At 66.9% G+C, this 21,603-nt stretch carries 26 protein-coding genes; 10 read left to right on the plus strand and 16 right to left on the minus strand.

Features of this window, described 5'->3' with window-relative positions; all coding sequences use genetic code 11:
• The 3 genes from AB0N05_RS36720 to AB0N05_RS36730 all read right to left on the minus strand — a co-directional run bounded on the left by AB0N05_RS36720 (position 1) and on the right by AB0N05_RS36730 (position 1,548).
• Entirely contained in the window at positions 1 to 387 is a 387-nt protein-coding gene (locus tag AB0N05_RS36720; protein WP_364703099.1) for a hypothetical protein, read from the minus strand.
• A gap of 34 nt (positions 388 to 421) precedes the next feature.
• Positions 422 to 886, minus strand: a complete 465-nt coding sequence (locus AB0N05_RS36725; RefSeq protein WP_364703101.1) for a hypothetical protein — start codon at positions 884 to 886, stop codon at positions 422 to 424.
• Between the two features lie 155 nt (positions 887 to 1,041).
• Complete coding sequence (locus tag AB0N05_RS36730) at positions 1,042 to 1,548, minus strand: nuclear transport factor 2 family protein (RefSeq protein WP_364703103.1); 507 nt, start codon at positions 1,546 to 1,548, stop codon at positions 1,042 to 1,044.
• 133 nt (positions 1,549 to 1,681) lie between these two features.
• Between AB0N05_RS36730 and AB0N05_RS36735 the strand changes: the two genes are divergently transcribed.
• Complete coding sequence (locus AB0N05_RS36735; RefSeq protein WP_364703106.1) at positions 1,682 to 2,497, plus strand: LysR substrate-binding domain-containing protein; 816 nt, start codon at positions 1,682 to 1,684, stop codon at positions 2,495 to 2,497.
• Here AB0N05_RS36735 and AB0N05_RS36740 read toward each other — a convergent pair.
• Entirely contained in the window at positions 2,481 to 3,503 is a 1,023-nt protein-coding gene (locus AB0N05_RS36740; protein ID WP_364703109.1) for an NAD(P)-dependent alcohol dehydrogenase, read from the minus strand. The genes AB0N05_RS36735 and AB0N05_RS36740 overlap by 17 nt on opposite strands.
• Before the next feature lie 211 nt (positions 3,504 to 3,714).
• Here AB0N05_RS36740 and AB0N05_RS36745 point away from each other — a divergent pair, with 211 nt between their 5' ends.
• The 3 genes from AB0N05_RS36745 (at position 3,715) to AB0N05_RS36755 (ending at position 6,806) form a co-directional block, all read left to right on the plus strand.
• Positions 3,715 to 4,512 carry a helix-turn-helix transcriptional regulator gene (locus tag AB0N05_RS36745; protein ID WP_364703111.1) on the plus strand — a complete coding sequence of 266 codons (798 nt, stop codon included), beginning with the start codon at positions 3,715 to 3,717 and terminating at the stop codon, positions 4,510 to 4,512.
• Positions 4,513 to 4,743: 231 nt separating this feature from the next.
• On the plus strand, positions 4,744 to 5,406 hold the full coding sequence (locus AB0N05_RS36750; protein ID WP_364703113.1) for a PadR family transcriptional regulator: 663 nt from the start codon (positions 4,744 to 4,746) through the stop codon (positions 5,404 to 5,406).
• A 194-nt stretch (positions 5,407 to 5,600) separates the two neighbouring features.
• Positions 5,601 to 6,806 (plus strand): FAD-dependent monooxygenase, encoded by a 1,206-nt coding sequence (locus tag AB0N05_RS36755; RefSeq protein ID WP_364703116.1) that lies wholly within the window; start codon positions 5,601 to 5,603, stop codon positions 6,804 to 6,806.
• 75 nt (positions 6,807 to 6,881) lie between these two features.
• Here AB0N05_RS36755 and AB0N05_RS36760 read toward each other — a convergent pair whose 3' ends face one another.
• A complete protein-coding gene (locus AB0N05_RS36760; protein ID WP_364703119.1) occupies positions 6,882 to 8,921 on the minus strand; it encodes an MDR family MFS transporter in 2,040 nt (679 codons plus the stop codon).
• A 56-nt stretch (positions 8,922 to 8,977) separates the two neighbouring features.
• Entirely contained in the window at positions 8,978 to 9,652 is a 675-nt protein-coding gene (locus tag AB0N05_RS36765; protein WP_364703121.1) for a TetR family transcriptional regulator, read from the minus strand.
• A 97-nt stretch (positions 9,653 to 9,749) separates the two neighbouring features.
• On the opposite strand from AB0N05_RS36765, the gene AB0N05_RS36770 reads away from it, so the two are divergent.
• From AB0N05_RS36770 to AB0N05_RS36785, 4 genes are all read left to right on the plus strand, one after another.
• Entirely contained in the window at positions 9,750 to 10,700 is a 951-nt protein-coding gene (locus tag AB0N05_RS36770) for a sigma-70 family RNA polymerase sigma factor (RefSeq protein ID WP_364703124.1), read from the plus strand.
• A gap of 113 nt (positions 10,701 to 10,813) precedes the next feature.
• The gene (locus AB0N05_RS36775) at positions 10,814 to 11,689 is read left to right on the plus strand and encodes an oxidoreductase (protein ID WP_364703126.1); all 876 of its coding nucleotides are present in this window, start codon (positions 10,814 to 10,816) and stop codon (positions 11,687 to 11,689) included.
• A gap of 54 nt (positions 11,690 to 11,743) precedes the next feature.
• A complete protein-coding gene (locus tag AB0N05_RS36780) occupies positions 11,744 to 12,199 on the plus strand; it encodes a transcriptional regulator (RefSeq protein WP_364703128.1) in 456 nt (151 codons plus the stop codon).
• Between the two features lie 65 nt (positions 12,200 to 12,264).
• Positions 12,265 to 12,582: a DUF3817 domain-containing protein gene (locus AB0N05_RS36785; RefSeq protein WP_364703257.1), complete on the plus strand. Its 318-nt coding sequence runs from the start codon at positions 12,265 to 12,267 to the stop codon at positions 12,580 to 12,582.
• A gap of 79 nt (positions 12,583 to 12,661) precedes the next feature.
• Here the strand turns inward: AB0N05_RS36785 and AB0N05_RS36790 are convergent, their stop codons facing one another.
• From AB0N05_RS36790 to AB0N05_RS36805, 4 genes are all read right to left on the minus strand, one after another.
• On the minus strand, positions 12,662 to 13,270 hold the full coding sequence (locus tag AB0N05_RS36790; protein ID WP_364703131.1) for a non-canonical purine NTP pyrophosphatase: 609 nt from the start codon (positions 13,268 to 13,270) through the stop codon (positions 12,662 to 12,664).
• Positions 13,270 to 14,040 (minus strand): ribonuclease PH, encoded by a 771-nt coding sequence (gene rph, locus AB0N05_RS36795; RefSeq protein ID WP_364703134.1) that lies wholly within the window; start codon positions 14,038 to 14,040, stop codon positions 13,270 to 13,272. Before rph ends, AB0N05_RS36790 begins: the two co-directional genes overlap by 1 nt.
• Positions 14,041 to 14,162: 122 nt before the next feature.
• Positions 14,163 to 14,927 (minus strand): cyclic nucleotide-degrading phosphodiesterase, encoded by a 765-nt coding sequence (locus AB0N05_RS36800; protein ID WP_364703136.1) that lies wholly within the window; start codon positions 14,925 to 14,927, stop codon positions 14,163 to 14,165.
• A 74-nt stretch (positions 14,928 to 15,001) separates the two neighbouring features.
• On the minus strand, positions 15,002 to 15,697 hold the full coding sequence (locus AB0N05_RS36805) for a rhomboid family intramembrane serine protease (protein ID WP_364703139.1): 696 nt from the start codon (positions 15,695 to 15,697) through the stop codon (positions 15,002 to 15,004).
• A 58-nt stretch (positions 15,698 to 15,755) separates the two neighbouring features.
• Between AB0N05_RS36805 and AB0N05_RS36810 the strand changes: the two genes are divergently transcribed.
• Entirely contained in the window at positions 15,756 to 16,106 is a 351-nt protein-coding gene (locus AB0N05_RS36810; RefSeq protein ID WP_364703142.1) for a hypothetical protein, read from the plus strand.
• Between the two features lie 70 nt (positions 16,107 to 16,176).
• On the opposite strand, the gene AB0N05_RS36815 is transcribed toward AB0N05_RS36810, so the two are convergent.
• From AB0N05_RS36815 to clpS, 6 genes are all read right to left on the minus strand, one after another.
• Positions 16,177 to 17,139 (minus strand): cysteine synthase, encoded by a 963-nt coding sequence (locus tag AB0N05_RS36815; RefSeq protein WP_364703144.1) that lies wholly within the window; start codon positions 17,137 to 17,139, stop codon positions 16,177 to 16,179.
• Between the two features lies 1 nt (position 17,140).
• On the minus strand, positions 17,141 to 17,419 hold the full coding sequence (locus AB0N05_RS36820) for a MoaD/ThiS family protein (RefSeq protein WP_364703147.1): 279 nt from the start codon (positions 17,417 to 17,419) through the stop codon (positions 17,141 to 17,143).
• Between the two features lie 33 nt (positions 17,420 to 17,452).
• Positions 17,453 to 17,887 carry a M67 family metallopeptidase gene (locus AB0N05_RS36825; RefSeq protein WP_364703149.1) on the minus strand — a complete coding sequence of 145 codons (435 nt, stop codon included), beginning with the start codon at positions 17,885 to 17,887 and terminating at the stop codon, positions 17,453 to 17,455.
• Positions 17,888 to 17,995: 108 nt separating this feature from the next.
• On the minus strand, positions 17,996 to 19,057 hold the full coding sequence (locus AB0N05_RS36830) for a P1 family peptidase (RefSeq protein ID WP_364703152.1): 1,062 nt from the start codon (positions 19,055 to 19,057) through the stop codon (positions 17,996 to 17,998).
• Positions 19,058 to 19,069: 12 nt separating this feature from the next.
• Positions 19,070 to 19,639, minus strand: coding sequence for a DUF2017 domain-containing protein (locus tag AB0N05_RS36835; RefSeq protein WP_364703155.1), 570 nt, complete (start codon positions 19,637 to 19,639; stop codon positions 19,070 to 19,072).
• Between the two features lie 22 nt (positions 19,640 to 19,661).
• Positions 19,662 to 19,955, minus strand: a complete 294-nt coding sequence (gene clpS, locus AB0N05_RS36840; RefSeq protein ID WP_364703260.1) for an ATP-dependent Clp protease adapter ClpS — start codon at positions 19,953 to 19,955, stop codon at positions 19,662 to 19,664.
• A gap of 244 nt (positions 19,956 to 20,199) precedes the next feature.
• On the opposite strand from clpS, the gene AB0N05_RS36845 reads away from it, so the two are divergent.
• Positions 20,200 to 21,531 (plus strand): nicotinate phosphoribosyltransferase, encoded by a 1,332-nt coding sequence (locus AB0N05_RS36845; protein ID WP_364703158.1) that lies wholly within the window; start codon positions 20,200 to 20,202, stop codon positions 21,529 to 21,531.
• Positions 21,532 to 21,603: the final 72 nt, after the last annotated feature.

Here is a 21,603-nt window from a genome sequence, read left to right on the forward strand (position 1 = left end):
CTAGCGCGCGGGCGGCGGAGGCGGCGACTGCGGATAGACATGCGGCGCGACCGGCTCATCGGCCACGATGACCGGCACCTGCACCGCATGCGGGGGCACCGGCGGCAGCACGATATTGGGCGGGGCGGGAACGACATTGGCCGCGGGCGCGGGCGCGACGACGGGCTGCGGGGGCACCGCAAACCGTTCTTCGCGAGTGCGTGACTTCGAAAACTCCGGGGAACCAGGGGGATTCGCCGACTGACCGCTATCGCCGGAACCGGTGAGCAGCATGCCCGCGCCGATGGCGAGGGTCATGAGACCCGAGATGAGCACCACCACGGCGAGACTGCGCGGGTTGATATCGCCCTCGCGCGATGACCGGACGTCCTCGACGCTACCGAGCATGGCTGTCCTCCTTCGGATTCCGGGACACGGCCCGCTACGGCGCGGGTGGCGGCGGTGGGGGCGGTGGCGGCAGCAGGAACGGGAGAATCGGCGCGAGAATGTCGGGGATCGGGATCGGAGCCGGGGGCGGGGGCGGAGCGGCGGCCTGGGAGGAGGGATCGGAGGCCTGCACCGGCGCGGGCGCGACCTCCACCGGAGCCACCGCCGGGGCCATTTGCACCGGGGGCGCGGGGGCCGGACGGGGCGGCGGCGCGGGGGCCGGGGCGGCATTGGTCGGCTGTTGATGAGTGCTCGAGCCCGGTACGCCGGTGACGGCCGCGCCGCCCGAATTGCCGAAGTCGTCGCGCAGATTGCTGCCGATCAGGCCGACGACCACCGCGAAACCCACCACGACGAGTAGCGCCAGCATCAGCGGCGACATCTCCCCCGGCGCGGTCACGCCGGGTGTGTCGTCACTGAGTGCCGGTGCGGGTTTCTCCCGCACTGCGCCGACTGCCACCGGGGAACTCCTTCGATTCGAAGCCGATTGCCACCGATCCGAAAAGCTCATCCTTCAGGCACGCTACACAGCTTTGCTACAAACCTGAATGGGCTACACGCATGGGTAATGTTCCAGGTCAGCAACTATTGATGACGATTGCCAAGTAGTAACCGCTAGCCGAAGATGGCCGTCGGGTCACCCTGGTACCAGGTGTTCTCGATCCGGATCCGGCGCAGCACCCACCGCTCGCCCTCGCGCACCAGCTCCACGTCGTACGGGTTCTTCAGCAGTGCGAAGGTGTCGTGCTCGGCGGTCAGCAGATGCTGCGCCTCCACCAGCGCGGTCGCCCGGGCGGTATCACCGTCGATGACGATTCGGAGATTGGTGACCTGGTGCGTGGTGTCGACCCGGCCCGCGAACCCGCTCAGGATCGTGTCGACGATGAACTCACGGCCGACCATCACCGGGACGACCCCGCCCCACTTGGCGGCGGCGGGCCGGAAGTCGAGTTCGGCATCGGCGGCGAAGGAGGAGGCGAACAGCTCCTTGTCCTGTAAATCCTGCCCGAGCCCGAATCGGTAGAGGGCGTCGGCGATCTCGGCGCGATCGCGCAGTTCCCGCACCACGGCGTCCGTATCGGCGGCGGGGGCGGACACTGCGAACTTCTCGGTGACGAACACGGTAACTCCTTCATCGCTCTTTAAACCAGCTCTGTGCGAACTTCTCTACTTTGACCCCTGCCACCTGGGGTATCAACGTCGAAGTGTGCAACGATCATGAAGTCTCGATTAACGATCCGAAGGGAGCCCCCGCGTGCTGGAACGGCACGAACTCGAGGTCTTCCTGACACTCGTCGAGGAGCTGCACTTCGGCCGCACCGCGGAACGGCTGCGGATATCCACCGCCCGGGCCAGCCAGGTGATCGCCAAACTCGAACGGCGACTGGGGGTTCCGCTCTTCGAGCGATCCAGCCGCCGGGTCACCGCCACCCCCGCGGGCCGCGAGCTGTATGCCGAACTGCGCCCGGCCTGGGACCGGATCGGCACGGCGGTGCAGCGCACCATCGATATCGGCCGCGGCAAGAGCGGCACCCTGACCGTCGGCTTCATCGACGCCGCCACCAGTCAATTGCTCGCCCGCACGGCCGCACTGTTCCATTCGCGGCTACCCGAGTACACCGTGCTGATCCGGGAAGTGCCACCGGCACAGGTGATTCCGTGGTTGCGGGCGGATGAGATCGATATCGCACTGGGCGTCCTGCCGGTCACCGACCCCGATATCGCCACGAGTTCGATGCTCGCCTCGGAGGCCCAGGTGGTGGCCGTGGCGGTGAATCATCCACTGGCGAAACGCCGTTCGGTGACGGCCGACGATATTGCCCGGACCACCCTGCTGACCGGATCGCCCACCGCGACGCTCAACGAGCAACTGATGCTGGTCGGCGCGGGCAGCGGCGCGCTGCTCGTACCGGCCCACACCCCGCGCTATCACCCGCGTCCGGACGTGGCCTACATCCCCCTGAAGGACTCTCCGCCGATCGAATGGGCGCTCCTGTGGCTGTCGGCGGGCGAATCCGCTCGTATTCGCGAATTCGCCCGTGCCGCAACCATTGTCACGAACGAAGACTGATGACGACCTTGCCGAACGGGTCGCCCTCCTCGAAGTAGCGGTAGGCCTCCGCTGCCTGCTCGAACGGGAATACCCGGTCGATGACCGGCCGCACGCCGTGCTCGGCGAGGGCGCGATTCATATCCTCCAGATCGGTGCGGCTGCCGACCGCGACGCGGCGCAGCGCCAGGTACTTGCCGCCCAGCGGGTCTCCGGTCGGCGCGCCCGCCGGGGCCGGGAACGCGCCGATCAGGGTGACCTGTGAGTTGTATGCCGCCGCGGCAATGGATTTGGGCAGGGTGATCATGCCGACCGCATCGATGACGTGATCCGCGCCGTCACCGCCGGTGAGATCCAGGACGGCGTTCTCCCAGTCCGGGGTCTGCTTGCGGTCGATCACCTCGTCCGCGCCCAGCTTGCGGAGCCGCTCCGCCTTGTCCGGCGAGGAGGTGATCGAAATGACGCGCGCACCAAGCATTTTGGCGTGCTGGATGGCGAACAGGCCGACCGGGCCGGTACCGACCGTGAGCACTGTCGCACCCGGTGACGGCGGGACCGGCTTGGTGAGCCCCGCCCAGGCCACCAGGCCTGCGCAGGTGAGGCTGGCGGCCTCTTCGTCGGTCAGGTACGCCGGTACGTGCACCACCGACTCCTCTTGCAGCACAGCATATTCAGCCAGCCATCCGTCGTGATTCGCGCCGTACTGCTGCGAGCCGAGCGCCTGCGTCTGCGGCCCGTCGACCCAGCCGACGAAGTAGGTGCCGGTGACCCGATCACCGATCCGGGCGCGGGTCACACCGTCGCCCACGGCAATGACCTCGCCAACCCCGTCCACCAGCGGCACCACACCGGGCCGCATTGTCACCGGGTACTTGCCCTCCATGAGCATGATGTCGCGGCGATTGATCGAAGCTGCCCGCACCTTCACCACGACCTGATGCGGTCCGGCGACGGGGATCTCCTGCGTCCGAGTGCTGAGTCCGGCGAGGCCACGCAGCGGATCCATCTGGTAGGCAATGGCATTCATGGTAATTCTCCTGAAGTGATTCGATGGGCTTCGGCGTACTCCTCGGCGAGGAGGGTGAGGGCGCCGCTGTCATCGAGTCGGTTGCTCATGGCACAGAGTCTGTTCGGTGCGGGCACACGTCGCGATTCCCTCGAGGGAATGCTCTTGCGGCCGCGCATGTCATACCCTCGAGGGAATCGCGATGCGGTACGCCTACCCTCACAGTGGAGGTATGACGATGGCGGTGGCAGAGACGGCGAATCCGTTCGCGCAGCAGTTGCGGCGCTGGCGCTCGATGCGCCGAATCAGCCAGCTGGACCTGGCAATTCAGGCCGAGACCAGCCAGCGGTACCTGAGCTTCCTGGAGCAGGGCCGCTCCCACCCGGGGCGCACGATGGTGGTGCGACTGGCGGAATCCCTCGGCCTGTCCCTGCGCGAGCGCAACAGCCTGCTGCTGGCCGCCGGTTATGCCCCCGCTTTCCCCGAATCCGCTTTGGACGCACCGGAACTCGGTGCGGTGCGCCAGGCGCTCGACACCATCCTGCACGGCCACCTGCCGTATCCCGCGGTCGTCACCCGCCCATACGGGGTCTTGGTGGCCGCCAATGCCGCCTTCGAAATGCTGGCCGAGGGCTGCGCGCCGGAGCTCCTCGACGGGCAGATCAATGTATTGCGCTTGGCCCTGCATCCCGACGGCCTGGCCCGGCGCGTGCTGAACCTGCCCGAGTGGGGCCGCCACATCACCGACAGCCTGCGCAATCGCGCGAATCGCAGCCCGGACCCGGACTTGCAGACCCTGATCGACGAGCTCGAGAGTTATCTGCCGCCGGTCGACCCGGGCCCGCATCACCTGGGTTTCGCGGTTCCGCTGCGGCTGCGCAGTGACGCGGGCGAACTGCGGCTCATCACCACTCTCACCTCCTTCGCCACCGCCACGGATATCACCCTCGCCGAACTGCATCTGGAGGCGTTCCTGCCCGCCGACCAGCCCACGGCCGATTACCTGCGGTCGCGTTTCACCTCCGCATAACCGCACGAACTCGGCCGATCCCGGGCCTCGCTGCCGACCATTTCGAGCGACCTGCAAGCAGTCGCTGCCGACCATTTCGAGCGACCTGCAAGCAGTCGCTGCCGACCATTTCGAGCGACCTGCAAGCAGTCGCTACGGCCGGAGCGGGGCCCTTCGCATATGGCCGAATCGAGCACTTGTGGCCATATACTCGTAGACGTATATTCGTAGACGAGTAAGGAGGTGCGAGAGATGGCCCGCAAACGCAAGGTCTCCAATCTGATGGCCCTTGCGGTCCTGTCCGTGCTCGCCACGCAGCCCATGCATCGCTATGAGATCGCTGCGAAGTTGCACGCGTGGGGCAAAGACAAAGACATGGCCATCAAATGGGGTTCGCTGTACACCGTGGTGGACAACCTCACCAAGGCCGGGTTCGTGGAGATCACCGGCAGTGAACGCGACGGGGCCCGCCCCGAGCGCACCATCTACCGGATCACCCCGTCCGGCCACGACGAACTCGCCGACTGGACAAGGGAACTCATCGCCACCCCGATGGTCGAGCAGCGGCCGTTCCGGGCCGGGCTGTCCGTACTTTCCGTACTGCCACCCGATGAGGTCGTCGAACTGCTCACCCAGCGAATCACCCAGCTCGAAGCCACCATTACCGAATACCGCGCCCAAATGGCCGCTCTGACAGGCTCATTGCCGCGCCTGTTCATGGTCGAAGACGACTATGAGCTGACCATTCTGGAAGCCGAAACCACGTGGACGCGATCGCTCCGCGATGCGCTGGCCGACGGCAGCTTTCCGGATCTCGAAAGCTGGCGGCGCTGGCACCGCGACGGCGGCATCGCACCCAGCGAGATCACACAGCTGGAAGGGGGATCGCCCGTTCCGCGCAGCCAGCCGGACTAATCGACCGAATTAGAACCGGGCCCCGGCGAAGGTGCTGCAACACCACCGCCGAGACCCGGGAAAACACCCTCTCGAACCGCGTCCGTGCAGGCGAACTTGGCACCGAGTTTGGCAACTACAGGATAACTGGGTTCTTCGCGCGCGCACCGGTTCGGGGTTCATACACCTCGAACAATTCAGGGAGACAACCCATCATGTCCAAGTCAATTCGTACCGCGATCATTATCGGCGGCGGTATTTCCGGCCCCGTGGCCGCCGCCGCACTGCACCGGGCAGGCATCGAAGCCCGTGTCTATGAGGCTTACCCGGGCCCGGCCTACGGCATCGGCTCCAACCTCGCACTCGCCCCGAACGGGATGGCGGCACTGGAGATCGTCGGCGCGGCGGACGGCGTGCGCGCCAATGCCCTGCCGCTCGCGCGCCAGACCATGTCCGTCGGGAAGAAGCTCATCGACCTGCCCGGACTCGTCGGCGTCGAGCCGCTGCGGCAGGTCGATCGGCCCGATCTGCACCAGGTGCTGCACGACACCGCGGCGGCCGCCGGCGTGCAATTCGAGTACAACAAGCGTCTGGTCAGCGTCGACGAAAACGCCGACAGCGTCACCGCGGTATTCGCGGACGGCAGCACCGCCACGGCGGACGTGCTGATCGGCGCGGACGGCATTCGCTCCACCGTGCGCACCCTCGTCGACCCGAACGCACCCGGACCGACCTATCTGGGCATGCTCGGTTTCGGCGCGTACACCGACTGCTCCTTCGACGTGCCGCCGGACAGCATGACCTTCGCCTTCGGCAAACGGGCCTACTACCTGTACTGGGCGATGCCGGACGGCACGGTCGCCTGGGGCGCGAATCTGCCGCAGGAGAAATACCTTTCGCTCACCGAGGCGCGCTCGGTGCCCGCCGAGCACTGGCTGCGCATCCTGCGTGAGACCTACGCCGACGACACACCCGGCGCGGAACTGGCCCGCAATACCACCGCGGAACAGTTGATCACGGTGGGCGCGCTGCACATCATGCCGTCGGTGCCGCACTGGTATCGGGGGCGCATGGTGCTCATCGGTGACGCCATCCACGCACCCAGCAATACCTCCGGGCAGGGTGCGTCCATGGCCATCGAAAGCGCCGTCGAACTGGCTCGCTGTCTGCGTGACATCCCGGATCCGGAAACGGCGTTCGCCACCTACGAGGCCATGCGGCGACCTCGGGTGGAGGCGGTCGCGGCCCGGGTCGCGCGCATGAACAGCCACAAGGCGGCGGGCCCGATCGCCCGCGCGGCCATGCAGGTGATGATGCCGATCATGTTCAAGAAGATGAACCCGGAGAAGCTGTACGGACACGAACAGCGCTTCCGGATCGACTTCGATGCGCCGGTACAGCCGGTGCATGCGAACGCCTGACGGGCCTGACAGCATTAAGAAGAAGACCCTCCGCCCCTGCGTATTACGCAGGGGCGGAGGGTCTTTCGATGGGCGTCAGACGCGAGCCGGGAGTGCGTCCGGGCGGTCGGCCTCGTCCAGGAGTTTGGTGGCGATATTGTCCATGGCCCGATCCAGGAGGGCACGATCCTTCGGGTCGGTGCAATCCCAGTCGTCGAGCTGGGATTCGACCCAGCTCCGCCAGGCCGTCCGGACTCGGTCGACCTCGCCGATGCCCTTGTCTGTGAGGGTGAGTTCGTCGCCGTCGCGGCGGAGCATGCCCTCACGCTCCGATTTGGCGAACACCGGTTCGATCAATTCCGGTGGTACCCAATGCGTTTTGGCAATATCAGCCACCGTGACGGTGCCTCGCAAGCGGCTGTACATTCGCACCTGGCCGAGCGCCCACGCCTCATCGCGAGAGAGCGAACTACCCGCCGCCGCAAGGATTCCCGGATCCGGCACGGCATTGTCACGCAGCTTGCGCAGCACGCCCGCCACCGCGCGTTCCACATGCTGCACCCGGTCCCCGGAGTCCGGGACCGCGAAACCCTCACCCACATCCTTGGCTTCGGCCCGCGCGCTGTCGCGCAGCGGAACCTCCTTCAGGAACCAGGCGATGACGAATCCCAGCAGCGCGACCGGCACCACCCAGCGAAAGACGTAGTCGATGGAGGTGGCGTAGGCGTCGATGATCGGCCGGGCCAGCTCCGCGGGCAGATTCCGCAGGAGTTCCGGGTTCTGCGCGGTCTCCGGCGGTACCCGCGTTTCCCGCAGCGCCGCACCGAGATTCGGCCCGATCTGGTTCGAGTACAGCGTCCCGAACACGGTGGTGCCGAAGGCGCTGCCGATCGTGCGGAAGAAGGTCACGCCGGAGGTGGCGGTGCCGAGATCGGTGTACGGCACGCTGTTCTGCACCGCGATGGTCAGCACCTGCATGGCCAGGCCGATGCCCAGACCCAGCACCAGCATGAACAGCGACTGCATCCAGACGCTGGTGGCCGCGTCCATGGTGGACATGAGGAACAGGCCGAACGCCATAATGGCGGTGCCCACGATCGGGAAGATCTTGTACCTGCCCGTCCGGCCGACGACCGTGCCGGAGAAGATCGAGGTGGTGAACAGGCCGACCACCAGCGGCAGCGTACGCACGCCGGACGCGGTCGCCGACACACCCATCACGTATTGCAGGAACGCGGGCAGGTAGGTCATCGCGCCCAGCATGGCGAACCCGACGATGAAGCTCAGGATCGAGCAGACGGTGAACACATTGCTGCGGAACAGATGCATGGGCAGCATGGGTTCCTCGGCACGGAATTCCACCACCACGAACAGGACAGTCAGCACGGCCGAGGCCGCGAACAGTCCGATGATCATCGGCGAGCCCCACGCGTATTCCTGTCCGCCCCATTCCAATCCGAGGATCAGGCAGGTCACGGCGATCGAGATGAGTGCGATGCCGACGTAGTCGACGATGGGCTTGATCGCCGTGCGCACCACCGGAATGGTGCGGGCCGCCACCACGATCATGATGATCGCGATGGGCACGTTCACGTAGAAGCACCAGCGCCAGCTGAGGTGGTCGGTGAACAGGCCGCCCAGCGTCGGGCCGATCACCGTGGTCACGCCGAAGACCGCGCCGAGCCCACCCTGGTATTTGCCGCGTTCGCGCAACGGGATGACATCGGCGATCAGGGCCATGGAGGTGACCATGAGTCCGCCCGCGCCCAGTCCCTGCACCGCGCGGGCCGCGATCAGCAGCGTCATGCCGTGGGAGAGACCGGCGATCATCGAGCCGACGATGAAGATCAGGCCGCTCAGCTGGAAGATGAGCTTGCGCCCGAACAGATCGCCGAACTTGCCCGCGAGCGCGGTGGCGATGGCCTCCGCCACCAGATAAGCGGTGACCACCCAGGCCATGTGTCCCGCGCCGCCGAGGTCGGCGACGATGGTCGGCAGAGCGGTCGACACGATGGTGGAATCCAGGGCCGCCATGAGCATGCCCAGCACCACGGTCCCGAAGATGACATTGATCCGGGCCCGGCTCAGCGTCTGCGGTGCGGAGGGGGCGGGGGCGACTGCGCTGGCACCGGTCATCGGCCCAGTATCAGGCGCTCACCAGCGACGATCCGGCAACGACACGGCAAACCAAGTCAGTCGGCGCGCACCGCGTAGGTGCCCAGCGACGGTTCGAGAGTGTCGAAAGCGACGGTTATATAGCCGGTGATCGCGGACGCGATCGTGTCATTGGATTCACCGGCGACGGTGCGGCGCAGGGTCTCCTCGAACAGCGCGCGGTGCACGCTGCCGAGTAGTGCGGCGGCGATGCGGGGCGTGAAGTCGCCTGCGGGCGCGGCGGTTTCATCGGTCAACTGCTCGGCGAGTAGTCGCTCGCGCTCCTCGTGGAATTCGCGGAGACGCCCCACCAGGGCCGGGCTGCCGGTCAGCAGGCGGGCGAACTCCGGTCCCGAGAAGCCCGCCACGGCATCCTTTTCCGCGGCGGCGGCCAGATAGGCGCTGCGTAGCGCCGTGAAGGCGGACTCGCCGGGCGGCCGTTCGCGGACCGTACGGGCGAGTCCGGTGACGAAGACATCGTGAAGGTCGAGCACGAGGTCCTCTTTGCGAGGAAAGTAGTTGGTAACGGTCATCTTGGCCACGTCCGCGGCGGCTGCGATCTCGGCAATGGTCACGTTGTCGAAGCCGCGTTCGAGGAAGAGCAGGGTGGCGGTGTTCGAGATGTTCTGCCTGGTTTGCTGCTTCTTCCGCTCGCGCAGGCCCAATGTGCGAGTGGTTTCGCCCGAGGACGCCATGGAGGTCTGTGCGCTCATGTCGACGATCATAGATGATTCCGTCCCAAATTCATCGTTGACATATTTTTAGGTTTGATCTAATTTTGTCTTCACCGGCCAGAAGGGAACCACCTCCATGACCAACAGCACCGCCACTGTCAGCGAAGACGGCATCAAGGACTACCTGCGGGCGATCGGGCGCACCGCACTGCTCACCGGTGAAGACGAATACGCGCTCGGCGAGCGCATGGAGGCGGGGCTGCTCGCCCAGCAGCGGCTCGACGAGAACGACGAGAACGACAGCGCGGCAAGCACTCTCACCGACGCTGAGCGCCGGGCGCTGCAACGCACCGCGGCCGACGGACGGCAGGCCAAGGACCATATGGTGCGCGCCAACCTGCGGCTCGTGGTCTCCATCGCCAAGCACTACCCGACCCCCACCGGCATGTCGCTGCTGGACCTGGTGCAGGAGGGCACGCTCGGACTGATGCGGGCGGTGGAGAAGTTCGAGCATCGGCGCGGGCTGAAGTTCTCCACCTATGCCACCTGGTGGATCCGGCAGTCCATCGGCCGGGCGCTGGCCGATCAGGCCCGCACCATTCGCATCCCGGTGCATGTGGTGGAGGTGCTGAACCGGGCCCTGCGCACCCAGCGGGCGCTGACCCAGCAGCTCGGGCGCGACGTCAGCATCGAAGAGGTGGCGGCCGAACTGGACCTACCGGCCCAGCAGGTGCGCGACGTGCTCAAGCATGGGCGCGAACCGATTTCGCTGTACACCCCGGTCGGCGAGGACGGCGACGGCGAACTCGGCGCGCTGATCGCGGACAGCGCACCGGACCCGTCGGTGACGGTGACCGAGGCGGCACTGGGCGGCCAGCTCGGCCGGGCGCTCGCCACACTGCCCGAGCGCGAGGCGCAGGTGATCAGCCTGCGCTACGGTCTGGACGGTTACGATCCACGCACCCTGGAAGAGGTGGGCCGACTGTTCGGCGTGTCCCGGGAGCGGATCCGGCAGATCGAGGCGAAGGCCATGCAGAAGCTGCGGCAACCGGCCCGCGCCAAGGTGCTGGAAGACCTACTGGGCTGACTCTTCCAGCGACCTATACCGCCTGATCTACCGCCGGAACTTACTCTGGAGTAAGGTCAGCGGAAACGAGTGCGAACAAGCACGTCGCCGCCGAACCTGTGAGGTCAACAGCCATGGCATGGAAGCCAAGCGAAATCTCGGACCAGTCCGGGCGCACCTTCGTGATCACCGGAGCCAATGGCGGGATCGGCAAGCACACCGCCAAGGAGCTCGCGGGCAAGGGCGCCACCGTGATCATGGCCTGCCGCAATACCACCACGGCGCAGGAAGTGGCCGACGGCATCGAGGGTGATGTGCGGGTCGCGGGGCTGGACCTCGCCGACCTCGCCTCGGTGCGCAAGTTCGCCGAGTCCACCGGCGAATTCGATGTGCTGATCAATAATGCCGGGCTGATGAACATTCCGTTCTCGCGCACCAAGGACGGGTTCGAAACCCAGTGGGGCGTCAACCATCTCGGCCACTACGCGCTGACCGGGCTGCTGCTGGACAAGATGCGCGACCGCGTGGTCACCCTCGCGTCCATCGCGCATAAGCAGACCCCCAAGCTGTGGATCGACGACCTCAATTACGAGAACCGGCGCTACCAGCGCAATCTCGCCTACGCGCAGTCCAAGCTGTCCAACCTCATGTTCGCCCGTGAACTCCAGCGGCGGCTCGCCGAGGCCGGTTCCGCCAAGCGCTCCTACGGGGTGCACCCGGGCGTCGCGGCCACCGATTTGTTCGCGCGCACCGAGACTCCGCTGGACAAGATCTCCAAGCCGTTCGTGCGACTGGTGGGCCACTCCCCCGCCCACGCCGCGCACTCCTCACTGTTCGCGGCCACCGAGCCCGACGCCGATCCGACCGTCTACTGGGGCCCGAACCGGCTGCGCGGCATGCAGGGTCCGGTCGAACCGGCGGCATCCTCCAAGCTGTCGCAGAATCGGGAATTGTGGCGGCGGCTGTGGGAGGAATCGGAGCGATTGACCGGGGTCGCCTACAAGTTCTGAGCAGGTCGGACCTCCCTACTACGCGGGCCGTAGTAGGGAGGTACCGTTGAGGGCGTGTCCGCTCCCCATCGCCGCCCGGCCCTGATCGTGTTCGTGGTCGTGGCATTCTCGGCCTGCCTGGGCCTGGGGTACTGGCAGTGGACCCGCTTCGAATCGGGCGGCGGCACGTATCAGAATCTCGGCTACGCCTTGCAGTGGCCATTGTTCGCGGGCTTCGTGGTGTGGGCGTATCTGCGGTTCGTGCGTCTGGAGAAGGACGCCGAGCAGGAAGCCCACCCGCAACCCGTGGACGAGTCGGCATCGGCTCCGCGACCCAAGCGGCCGAAGCCGGTCGCGCCGCGCGAGATTCCGGCGGGACTGCTGCCGGAGCGGCCCAAGGCGGTCCCGGACGATGATCCCGAACTCGCCGAATACAACAGGTACCTGGCCGAATTGCACGCTTCCGATATGGACGAGCAGGTCCGCACCGCCGGGCTGCGCACCCCCGACCCCGAGAGGAGCGCCGGGTGACCGCCCGCGACAACTCCGAAACCACCCTCGCACCCCGCCCGCTCGGCGCGGCCGCGCCCGAGAAGATTCGCGGCGCACTGCTGCGCTATCGCACCCTGGCGTGGATCACCGGCCTCTGGCTGCTGGTCCTCACCGGCGAGATGATCTACAAGTACATCCTGCTCGATGACCGCAGTACCGCCCCGCACTGGCTGTTCTACATCGGCCAGATCCACGGCCTCTTCTACATGCTGTACCTGGTCTTCACCATCGACCTCGGCATCAAGGCGCGCTGGAAGCCCGCCACCACGGCCCTCACCTGCCTGGCGGGAACCATCCCCTTCTTGTCCTTCGTGTTCGAGCACTGGCGCACCCGCGAAGTGAAGACGGCCTTCGGCCTCTGAGCCGCACAGTTCACACAACGAGAACGCGCTCCCTTCCGGTCCGGAAGGGAGCGCGTTTCTTGTTGTAGCGGAAGCGGATTCAGCCTTCGGCCAGGGCCGCCAGGGTTGGGAGGAGCTGGCGGAGGGCGCGGCCTCGGTGGGAGGCGGCGTCCTTTTCGGCCGGGGTGAGTTGGGCGGAGGAAACGGTGCCGCCTTCGGGGACGAAGAGGGGGTCGTAGCCGAAACCGCCGTCGCCCACCGGCTTTCGGGCGATGGTGCCCGGCCATTCGCCGCGAACCACGACCTCCACGCCGTCGGCGACGAGGGCGCAGGCGGAGACGAACTGGGCACCGCGGCGGTCGTCGGGGACGTCGCCGAGCTGGGCCAGCAGGAGGGTGTTGTTCGCCTCGTCATTGCCGTGGGTGCCGGACCAGCGGGCCGAGAGAACGCCCGGCATGCCATTGAGGGCGTCCACGGAGATGCCGGAATCGTCTGCGACACACGGCATTCCGGTGGCAGCGAAGCCGTCGCGGGCCTTGGCGAGGGCATTGCCCTCGAAGTCCGGGGCGGTTTCGGGCGCCTCGTCGTAGGGCGGCACGTCGTTCAGGCCGACGATTTCGATGCCCGCGATACCCGCCTCGTCGAGGATGCGGCGCAGCTCGTTCAGCTTCTTGGCATTACGGCTGGCGACCAGGACGCGGCGCGGCATTACTTCCGCTTCGATTCGACCGGCTCCGGGAGGATGCCCGGGTACGGGAGGGCAAGCGCCGCCTTCTGGATGGCGAAGATCTGCTCGCAGCCCGCGAGAGCGGAGTCCAGGAGCTTGTCCAGGGTGGAGCGCGGGAACGTCGCGCCCTCGCCGGTGCCCTGGATCTCGACCAGGGTGCCGGTGTCGGTGGCGACCACGTTCATATCGACCTCGGCGCGCGAATCCTCCTCATAGGGAAGGTCCAGGCGCACCCGGCCGTCCACCACACCGACGCTCACCGCGGCAATGGCGCAGGAGATCGGCTGCGGATCGGCCAGCTTGCCCGCCGCGCCGAGGTAGGTGATGGCATCCGAGAGCGCGACATACGCGCCGGTGATGGCGGCGGTGCGGGTACCGCCGTCGGCCTGGAGCACATCGCAGTCCACGGCAATGGTGTTCTCGCCGATGGTCGACAGGTCGATGCAGGCCCGCAGCGAGCGCCCGATCAGCCGGGAGATCTCCTGGGTGCGCCCACCGACCTTGCCCTTCACCGACTCTCGCCCCGACCGGGTGTGCGTGGCCGCGGGGAGCATCGCGTATTCGGCGGTCAGCCAGCCCAATCCGGATTCCCGCCGCCACGGCGGCACACCATCGGTGACGCTCGCCGTGCACATCACTCGAGTCCCCCCGAACTCCACCAGCACCGACCCCGCCGGATGCGTGGTGAACCCACGGGTGATCCGTACCTCGCGGAGTTCGTCATCCGCCCTGCCATCGGCTCGTTTAGACACGTGCCTCAGCCTAACCGGGAACTCATAGCGAATGTCCACTGCCCACAGAGATGGCGAAGGAGCGATGGTGGCGGCCTTTGCGACCGATTACCGCCACCATCGCTCCCTCAGCGATTCGAACGTCAGATATCGAAGGTCTCGCCGGGCGAGACGGCGTGGACGGGGCCGGTGAATACGGCTTTGGCCTCGGCGATTACATCCTCGCGGGAGGTCCACGGGGGGATGTGGGTGAGCAACAGTTCGCCTACTCCGGCTTCGGCGGCGATGAGGCCTGCTTCGTGGCCGGAGAGGTGGATGCCCGGGGGGCGGTTGGCCGGGTCGTGGGTCCAGGAGGCTTCGGCGAGGAGAACGTTTGCGCCGCGGGCCAGTTCGTAGACGTCGTCGCAGAGGGCGGTGTCGCCGGTGTAGACGAAGGTGCGACCGGCGGCGGTATTGATGCGCAGGCCGTAGGACTCCGGGGGGTGGAACATGCGGCGCGCTTCGACGGTGTGGCCGGGGCCGAAGGGAATCGGCTCGTCGGTGACCCAGGTGCGCATATCGATGACGTCGGACCAGTCGTCGGTCTCGCCGCCGATCTCCGCGGAGGCATTGCCGATGCGCAGCGACGTGTCGGAGGGGCCGTGCACAATGGCCTTACCGGTCGGCGGATTGGGGTGATAGCGCCGCCACACCAGCAGACCGGGCAGGTCCAGGCAATGATCGGCATGCAGGTGGGTCAGGAAGATGTCCACCTCACCCGGATCGAGATAGCGCTGCAACGCGCCGAGCACTCCGGGGCCGAAATCGATGACCGTCGGCGTCATATCCGGGCCGGTGAGCAGGTACCCCGACGCTGGGGAATCAGGGCCGGACACGCTGCCCGAGCACCCGATTACGGTGAGGCGCATTCCCCCATGCTGCCACGCTGCTGTCTCAGTCAAGGAGGGATCCCCCAAATCGCCGACCGCGTCCAGCGCCACCCCTACGACACGCGACGGCCGGCGTCAGCCCCGCGACGATGACGACGTTCATCCCCAGAGAGTACCCACCCGGCAATCAGGCCACCCACCGCCCCGAAAAGATGTCCTTGCCAAGAGATTCCGGGCTGTCCCGGCAGCACTCCCCACAGAATCGAGCCGTACAGCAACCCCACGACCAGCCCGATGGCGATCTGCGCCACATTGCGCGCGAACAATCCGCGCGAGATCAGATAGGTCAGCCACCCGAACACGAGCACCGAGGCGCCGACATGCACCGAGTTGCTCGGCCCGATCAACCAGGTCCCGGACTCCCCGATCACCCAGATGATCGCGGTCGCCGCCAGCCCGCGCCCGATCCCGGTCAGCAAGGTCAGCAGCCCGAGCACCAGCACCGGCAGCGTGTTCCCGATCAGGTGCTCCCAATTGGCATGCAGCACAGGCCCGAACACGATCCCGTCCAGCCCCTCGACCGATCGCGGCTGCACCCCGCCATTGCGGTCCAGCTCGCCGCCCGAGACTGAATCCGCCGCCTCTACCCCGTACAACAGCGCCGTAAACGCAAGAATGATCGCAATCGCCCGCTGCCACAGCAGCTTCACGGCACTGGTCCCCTGAGAAGTCGCCCCCGGATTCGCCAACTGCCCCCGCAACCGCGAAATCCGATCCGGGTCGAACGAGGACCCCACGCCACCGCTCATCGCAAGCACCTCTCTCATGGGCCTGCCCCGAGCGTACCGCCGCCATACGCTGACCTGTATGACCAAGGATCGACTGTCCGGGCTCACCCGCACCATCGTGATGAATGCCGAACTATCCCCGGCGCCCACCGTCGAACGAGTGGAGATCCGCCGCATCCACATGCCCGCAGGCATGATCGCCGGTCTGCATATCCACAATGGCCCCGTCGTGGGCAGCATTGTCGAAGGCAGTGTGGCCTATCAGATCGAAGGCGAACCCGTACAGATCTTGGCCCCCGGCGACGCCTTCTTCGAACCCGAAGCAGTCCGCATAGCCCGCTTCGACGCCCTGGACACGGACGTCACCTTCCTGGCGTATTTCCTGCTGACCACAGACCAAGAACCCCAACTCGAGTTCCCCACAGCGTAATTCCGCGTCGAGTGTTCAATGGTGCAGGGAAACGCCGAGAAGCGGCTGCACCATTGAACACTCGCGGGGATTACGCCCAGAGTTGGCCGTCCAGGCGGTCTTCGGCTTCCTCGAGGGTGCCGTCGTAGGCGCCTGTGGAGAGGTATTTCCAGCCTGCGTCGGCTACTACGAAGGCGATATCGGCTGCCTTGCCTGCTTTTTGGGCTTTTTTGGCTACGCCCAGGGCGGCGTGCAGGATCGCGCCGGTGGAGATGCCCGCGAAGATGCCCTCCTCGAGGATGAGTTCGCGGGTGCGGCGGACGGCGTCGTAGGGGCCTACCGAGAAGCGGGAGGTCAGGACCGACTCGTCGTAGAGCTCGGGGACGAAGCCCTCGTCGAGGTTGCGGAGGCCGTAGACGAGTTCGCCGTAGCGGGGTTCGGCGGCCACGATTTCTATGGCGGGGAGCTTCTCGCGGAGGAAGCGGCCTACGCCCATGAGGGTGCCGGTGGTGCCCAGGCCCGCGACGAAGTGGGTGATCTCGGGGAGGTCGGCGAGGATTTCGGGGCCGGTGGTCTCGAAGTGGGCGAGGGCGTTGGCGGGGTTGCCGTATTGGTAGAGCATGACCCAGTCGGGGTGCTCGGCCGCGATCTGTTTGGCCAGGGCCACAGCCTGATTGGAGCCACCCGCGGCCGGAGAGTCGATGATTTCCGCGCCGAACATGGTGAGCAGCTGGCGGCGCTCGACCGAGGTGTTCTCGGGCATGACGCAGACCAGCTTGTAGCCCTTGAGTTTGGCGGCCATGGCGAGGGAGATGCCGGTATTGCCGCTGGTGGGCTCGAGGATGGTGCAGCCGGGGGTGAGGCGGCCGTCGGCCTCGGCGGCCTCGATCATGCGCAGCGCGGGGCGGTCCTTGATGGAGCCGGTGGGATTGCGGTCCTCGAGTTTAGCCCACAGCCGGATATGGTCGTCGCCGTCCCATTTCGGGGACAGCGTGCGCAGGCCTACCAGGGGGGTGTTGCCGAGCGTCGCGATCAGCGACTCATAGCGGGCCACGTCAGCGCGAGCCGCCGGCGACCGCCGGGAGGATGGTGACGCTGCTGCCCTCGCCGACCTCGGCCTCGAGCCCGCCCGAGAATCGCACATCCTCGTCGTCGACATAGATATTGACGTAGCGGTTGAGCTTGCCGTCCTTGAGCAGTCGCTCCTTGAGGCCGGTGTAGTTGGCCTCCAGGTCGTCGATGACGGCGGCGAGGGTGGCGCCCTCGGCCTGCACGCGCTTCTCACCCTTGGTGAGGGGACGCATGATGGTCGGGATGGAGACGGTGACCGGCATGGGGGACTCCTTGCTGTTTCCGGCGGAAGTGGTTCAGGCGCCTGCTGTTTCGGCGGGGTAGGCGGTGACGATCTCGACGGGTTCCTCGGTGACCTCGCCATCGAGGATGCGGTAGCTGCGCAGTTCGTGCCGTTCGGGATCGCGGGTCGAGATCAGCACGTAGTGGGCATTGGGTTCCGAGGCGTAGGAGATGTCGGTGCGGCTCGGGTAGGCCTCGGTCGCGGTGTGCGAGTGGTAGACGACGACCGGCTCCTCGTCGGCATCGTCCATGGCGCGCCAGACCTTCAGCTGTTCGCCGGAGTCGAAGCGATAGAAGGTGGGCGAGCGCTCGGCATTCACCATCCGCACGAACCGCTCCGGGCGATCGGAACCCTCGGGACCGGCGATGACGCCGCACGCCTCGTCGGGGTGGTCGGCGCGCGCGTGCGCGACCATCGCCTCCACCAGGTCGGCCCTGATCACCAGCACAGTCGCATCCTTCCGCTCGCCGACATGGCTCTACCCGTAAGGGTCGAACGCTGTCGTCAACTGGTCAGAATATGCGGCTATTCCCGGCACACCGGATCACACCCCCGGCTATCCGCCGAAGAGATCCGAGTACGACGGGATGCCCGCGACCGGGGCGGCCGAGAGGATCGCATCGACAATCGCGCGTTCCACACAGACCGCGGCGGCCGTGCACAGCTGATCCAGGATCAGCAGGTCGGCGGGGAAGGCGGGTGGCAGCGGGAATCCGGGTGCGGGCTCGGCGCTTCCGGTCGCCAGGGCGAACAGGGTGTCGCCATCGAGGGGGGAGTGCGCGGGGCGGATGGCGCGGGCCAGGCCGTCGTGGGCGGTGGTGGCCAGGCGACGGCAGGCCGAGGGGTCCAGGGCGGCGTCGGTGGCGATCACGCCGATGGTGGTGTTGAGGACGGTGCCTTTGACCGGGAGGGCATTGGCGGCGGCAAGTTGTTCGTTTGAGGCGGGGCGCAAGCCGAAGTATTCGGGGCCGTCCGTGCCGGTGCCCCAAGGCAATCCGGTGCGCGGATCAAATACCGAGCCCACAGGGTTGGCGACGATGAGCGCACCGACCGTCATGCCCGCAGCCGGGCCATCGGTGAATCGCACACTCGCCGTACCGATTCCGCCCTTGATGGAACCGGCGCGCGCACCCACGCCCGCACCCACCGAACCGCGCTCGAAGTCGGCACTCGCGTCGTCGGCCGCGAGAAATCCGAAATCGCTGTCGGGCCGAATATCCCAGTCCCCCACCGGAAGATCGAAGATCACCGCGCCGGGCACGATGGGCACCACCCGGGAGGGATCGGCCGGATCCATCGGGATGCCTTCCTTATGCTCCTCCAGCCAGCGCATGACACCGTCGGCGGCGGCCAGGCCGTAGGCGCTGCCGCCGGTCAGCAGCACCGAATTCACCTGTCGCACGGTGTTACCCGGATCGAGGAGATCGGTTTCCCGCGTGCCGGGTCCGCCGCCGCGCACATCCACCGCGGCCGTCGCACCGCCCGGTACCCGCACCACGGTGCAACCGGTGGCTGCTCCCGATCCGAGGGTGGCTCCCGGGTCCAGCTTGTGGTGGTGCCCCACCAGTACTCCGGCGACATCCGTGATCGAATTGCGTGGTCCCACAGCACTTGTCACGGCTGCGTCCTCTCAGGGAGTGAGGGCCTGCAGGAGGGAGTCCTGCATCCAGGTGAGCCAGTGGTAGACGTCCAGGCTGGGGGCCCGGGGGTCGTCGGGGTCCAGGAATTCGGGCGTGTCGGCATCGATGTCCAGGGCAGTGCCCAGGGCCAGGCGGACGTCATTGAGGGCATTGAGCCAGGAGTCGGCCTGCTCGGGGGTCAGGACGATCTTGCCGCCCTGCGGGGGCAGGGTTTCCAGGATGACCAGGCCCGCCGAGACCTTGGTGTCGATGATCTCCGGTTCGTGCAGGCTACGCAGGGCGCTATTGAGGTCGGCGCGGTCGGCGTCGGGGGAACCGGGCTCGCTGCGGTGGAAGTCGGGAAGCAGGCGGTGCAGGCGCGGATCGTCGGGCGGGGTGGAGTTGCCCAGCTGTAGCCCGGTGAGGGCCGCGAGGTCATCCTCGGGGGCCGAGCGAGCGCGGTCGGTGAGCAGACCGGTGACTGCCCCGACCAGCGAGCGCAATACCTCCGCCTCGTGGGCGTCCATTTCCGAGCGCAGTTTCAACCCGCCCAGGGAGTTCTTCCTGCTCCACTTCCGCACGGGGTAACCGTAGTCGGTCGGATCAGTTGTCACGTTGCATGGTCGCCCACAATCCGGCCGCATGCAGGCGTTGGACGTCGTGTTCCATTTTGTCGCGCGAGCCGGACGACACCACGGCCTTGCCGTCGTTGTGCACCTTCAACATGAGCTCGGTTGCCTTGCCTTTGCTGTAGCCGAACAGCTTCTGGAAGATGTAGGTGACGTAGTGCATGAGGTTGACCGGATCGTCCCAAACGACCGTTACCCAGGGCCGATCCTCGGCCTCCAGGATTTCGGTGTACTCGACCGCCTCGGGCGTCGCCTGCGGCGCGGCCATCGCGCTCTTGACCGCTGGCATCGCGCTCTGCGCCACCGACAGTGTGTTCTGTGCCGCCGACGTTGTCCCGAGTGCGCCGACCGGACCGGCGGCGATCCGGACAGCGTCTTCATTACACAGACCCATAACGTCCAGGGTACGACTCGACACCTGAGAAACAACAGCCCAGGTGACACGCCGACGCGCGCCGTGATCCCGGCCGACGTGTCGGTGTACGGACAGCGGCGCGGCGCTCGGCGCGGGTATGCCTACAGTGGGAATCGTGAAGATCACCGACGGTGTTTCCAGCACAGCGCTGCTGACCGACCAGTACGAGCTGACCATGCTGGCGGCGGCGCTGGCCGACGGGTCAGCGCACCGGCGCTGCACTTTCGAGGTATTCGCCCGCCGATTGCCGCACGGGCGGCGCTACGGCATCGTGGCGGGGACCGGGCGATTGCTGGATGCCCTGGCCGAATTCCGGTTCGGGGAGGCCGAACTCGCGGTGGTGGCGAAGTTCCTGGACGAGCGGACCCTGAAGTGGTTGCGGGAGTACCGGTTCACCGGGGATATCGACGGATACCGGGAGGGCGAGCTGTACTTCCCCGGGTCACCCATCCTCACCGTGCGGGGCAGCTTCGCGGAATGCGTGTTGCTGGAGACGCTGATCCTGTCGATCTACAACCACGACAGCGCGATTGCCGCGGCCGCCGCCCGCATGGTGAGCGCGGCGGGCGGACGGCGCATGATCGAAATGGGTTCGCGCCGAACCCATGAGCTGGCCGCGCCCGCCAGCGCCCGGGCCGCGTACCTGGCCGGGCTGGACGCCACCTCGAATCTGGAGGCGGCCCGCAGTTTCGGCGTGCCGAGCGCGGGGACCAGCGCGCACGCGTTCACCCTGCTGCACAGCGGGGCCGACGGGCAGCACGAGGCCGAGGCCTTCCGCAGCCAGGTGGCGGCGCTCGGTGTGGGTACCACGCTGCTGGTGGATACCTTCGACATCACGCGCGGGGTGGCCACCGCCATCGAGGTGGCCGGGCCCGAATTGGGTGGCGTGCGTATCGATTCCGGTGATCTCGGGGTGCTGGCCCGGCAGGTGCGTGAACAGCTGGACGGCCTGGGCGCTACCCGCACCAAGATCGTGGTGTCCGGGGACCTGGACGAATACGCCATCGCCTCGCTGCGCGCGGAACCGGTGGATGTCTACGGTGTGGGCACGTCGCTGGTCACCGGATCCGGTGCTCCCACTGCGGGAATGGTGTACAAGCTGGTCGAGGTCGAGGGGGTGCCGGTCGCGAAACGCAGCTCGCACAAGGAATCTCGGGGTGGCACCAAGCAGGCGGTTCGCCTATCCCGCCGCACCGGCACCATCGTCGAGGAAATCGTCTACCAGGCCTCCGGCCCGCGCCCCGAGCCCAATGGCTACGACGTCCGAGACCTCCAGACCCCCCTGGTATCCAAGGGCGAGGTCCTCTCCGACCGCCCCAGCCTGCAAGACAGCCGCGACCTGGTGGCCCGCGGACTGGTCAGTCTTCCGTGGGAAGGTCTGAAACTGTCGGATGGGGAACCGGCGATTCCGACGACATTCGTGAGCTGACTCCCCGCCGCCACCGGCATGGACCCATCCGACGGCCGGGCGGCACAATGCAATACGAGGCGCGAACCACCG

It is taken from the genome of Nocardia sp. NPDC051030 (assembly GCF_040683015.1).
Classification (GTDB): domain Bacteria; phylum Actinomycetota; class Actinomycetes; order Mycobacteriales; family Mycobacteriaceae; genus Nocardia.

Bases quoted from the DNA above. Each gene is read 5' to 3' on its own strand.
- AB0N05_RS36800 (WP_364703136.1), bottom strand. From the start codon at position 14,927: ATGCGCCTCACCGTAATCGGGTGCTCGGGCAGCGTGTCCGGCCCTGAT.
- AB0N05_RS36760 (WP_364703119.1), bottom strand. From the start codon at position 8,921: ATGACCGGTGCCAGCGCAGTCGCCCCCGCCCCCTCCGCACCGCAGACG.
- AB0N05_RS36755 (WP_364703116.1), top strand. From the start codon at position 5,601: ATGTCCAAGTCAATTCGTACCGCGATCATTATCGGCGGCGGTATTTCC.
- AB0N05_RS36805 (WP_364703139.1), bottom strand. From the start codon at position 15,697: ATGAGCGGTGGCGTGGGGTCCTCGTTCGACCCGGATCGGATTTCGCGG.
- AB0N05_RS36775 (WP_364703126.1), top strand. From the start codon at position 10,814: ATGGCATGGAAGCCAAGCGAAATCTCGGACCAGTCCGGGCGCACCTTC.
- AB0N05_RS36750 (WP_364703113.1), top strand. From the start codon at position 4,744: ATGGCCCGCAAACGCAAGGTCTCCAATCTGATGGCCCTTGCGGTCCTG.
- AB0N05_RS36770 (WP_364703124.1), top strand. From the start codon at position 9,750: ATGACCAACAGCACCGCCACTGTCAGCGAAGACGGCATCAAGGACTAC.
- AB0N05_RS36820 (WP_364703147.1), bottom strand. From the start codon at position 17,419: ATGCCGGTCACCGTCTCCATCCCGACCATCATGCGTCCCCTCACCAAG.
- AB0N05_RS36810 (WP_364703142.1), top strand. From the start codon at position 15,756: ATGACCAAGGATCGACTGTCCGGGCTCACCCGCACCATCGTGATGAAT.
- AB0N05_RS36740 (WP_364703109.1), bottom strand. From the start codon at position 3,503: ATGAATGCCATTGCCTACCAGATGGATCCGCTGCGTGGCCTCGCCGGA.
- AB0N05_RS36720 (WP_364703099.1), bottom strand. From the start codon at position 387: ATGCTCGGTAGCGTCGAGGACGTCCGGTCATCGCGCGAGGGCGATATC.
- AB0N05_RS36765 (WP_364703121.1), bottom strand. From the start codon at position 9,652: ATGAGCGCACAGACCTCCATGGCGTCCTCGGGCGAAACCACTCGCACA.
- AB0N05_RS36745 (WP_364703111.1), top strand. From the start codon at position 3,715: ATGACGATGGCGGTGGCAGAGACGGCGAATCCGTTCGCGCAGCAGTTG.
- AB0N05_RS36790 (WP_364703131.1), bottom strand. From the start codon at position 13,270: ATGCCGCGCCGCGTCCTGGTCGCCAGCCGTAATGCCAAGAAGCTGAAC.
- AB0N05_RS36845 (WP_364703158.1), top strand. From the start codon at position 20,200: ATGCCTACAGTGGGAATCGTGAAGATCACCGACGGTGTTTCCAGCACA.
- clpS (WP_364703260.1), bottom strand. From the start codon at position 19,955: ATGGCCGCGCCGCAGGCGACGCCCGAGGCGGTCGAGTACACCGAAATC.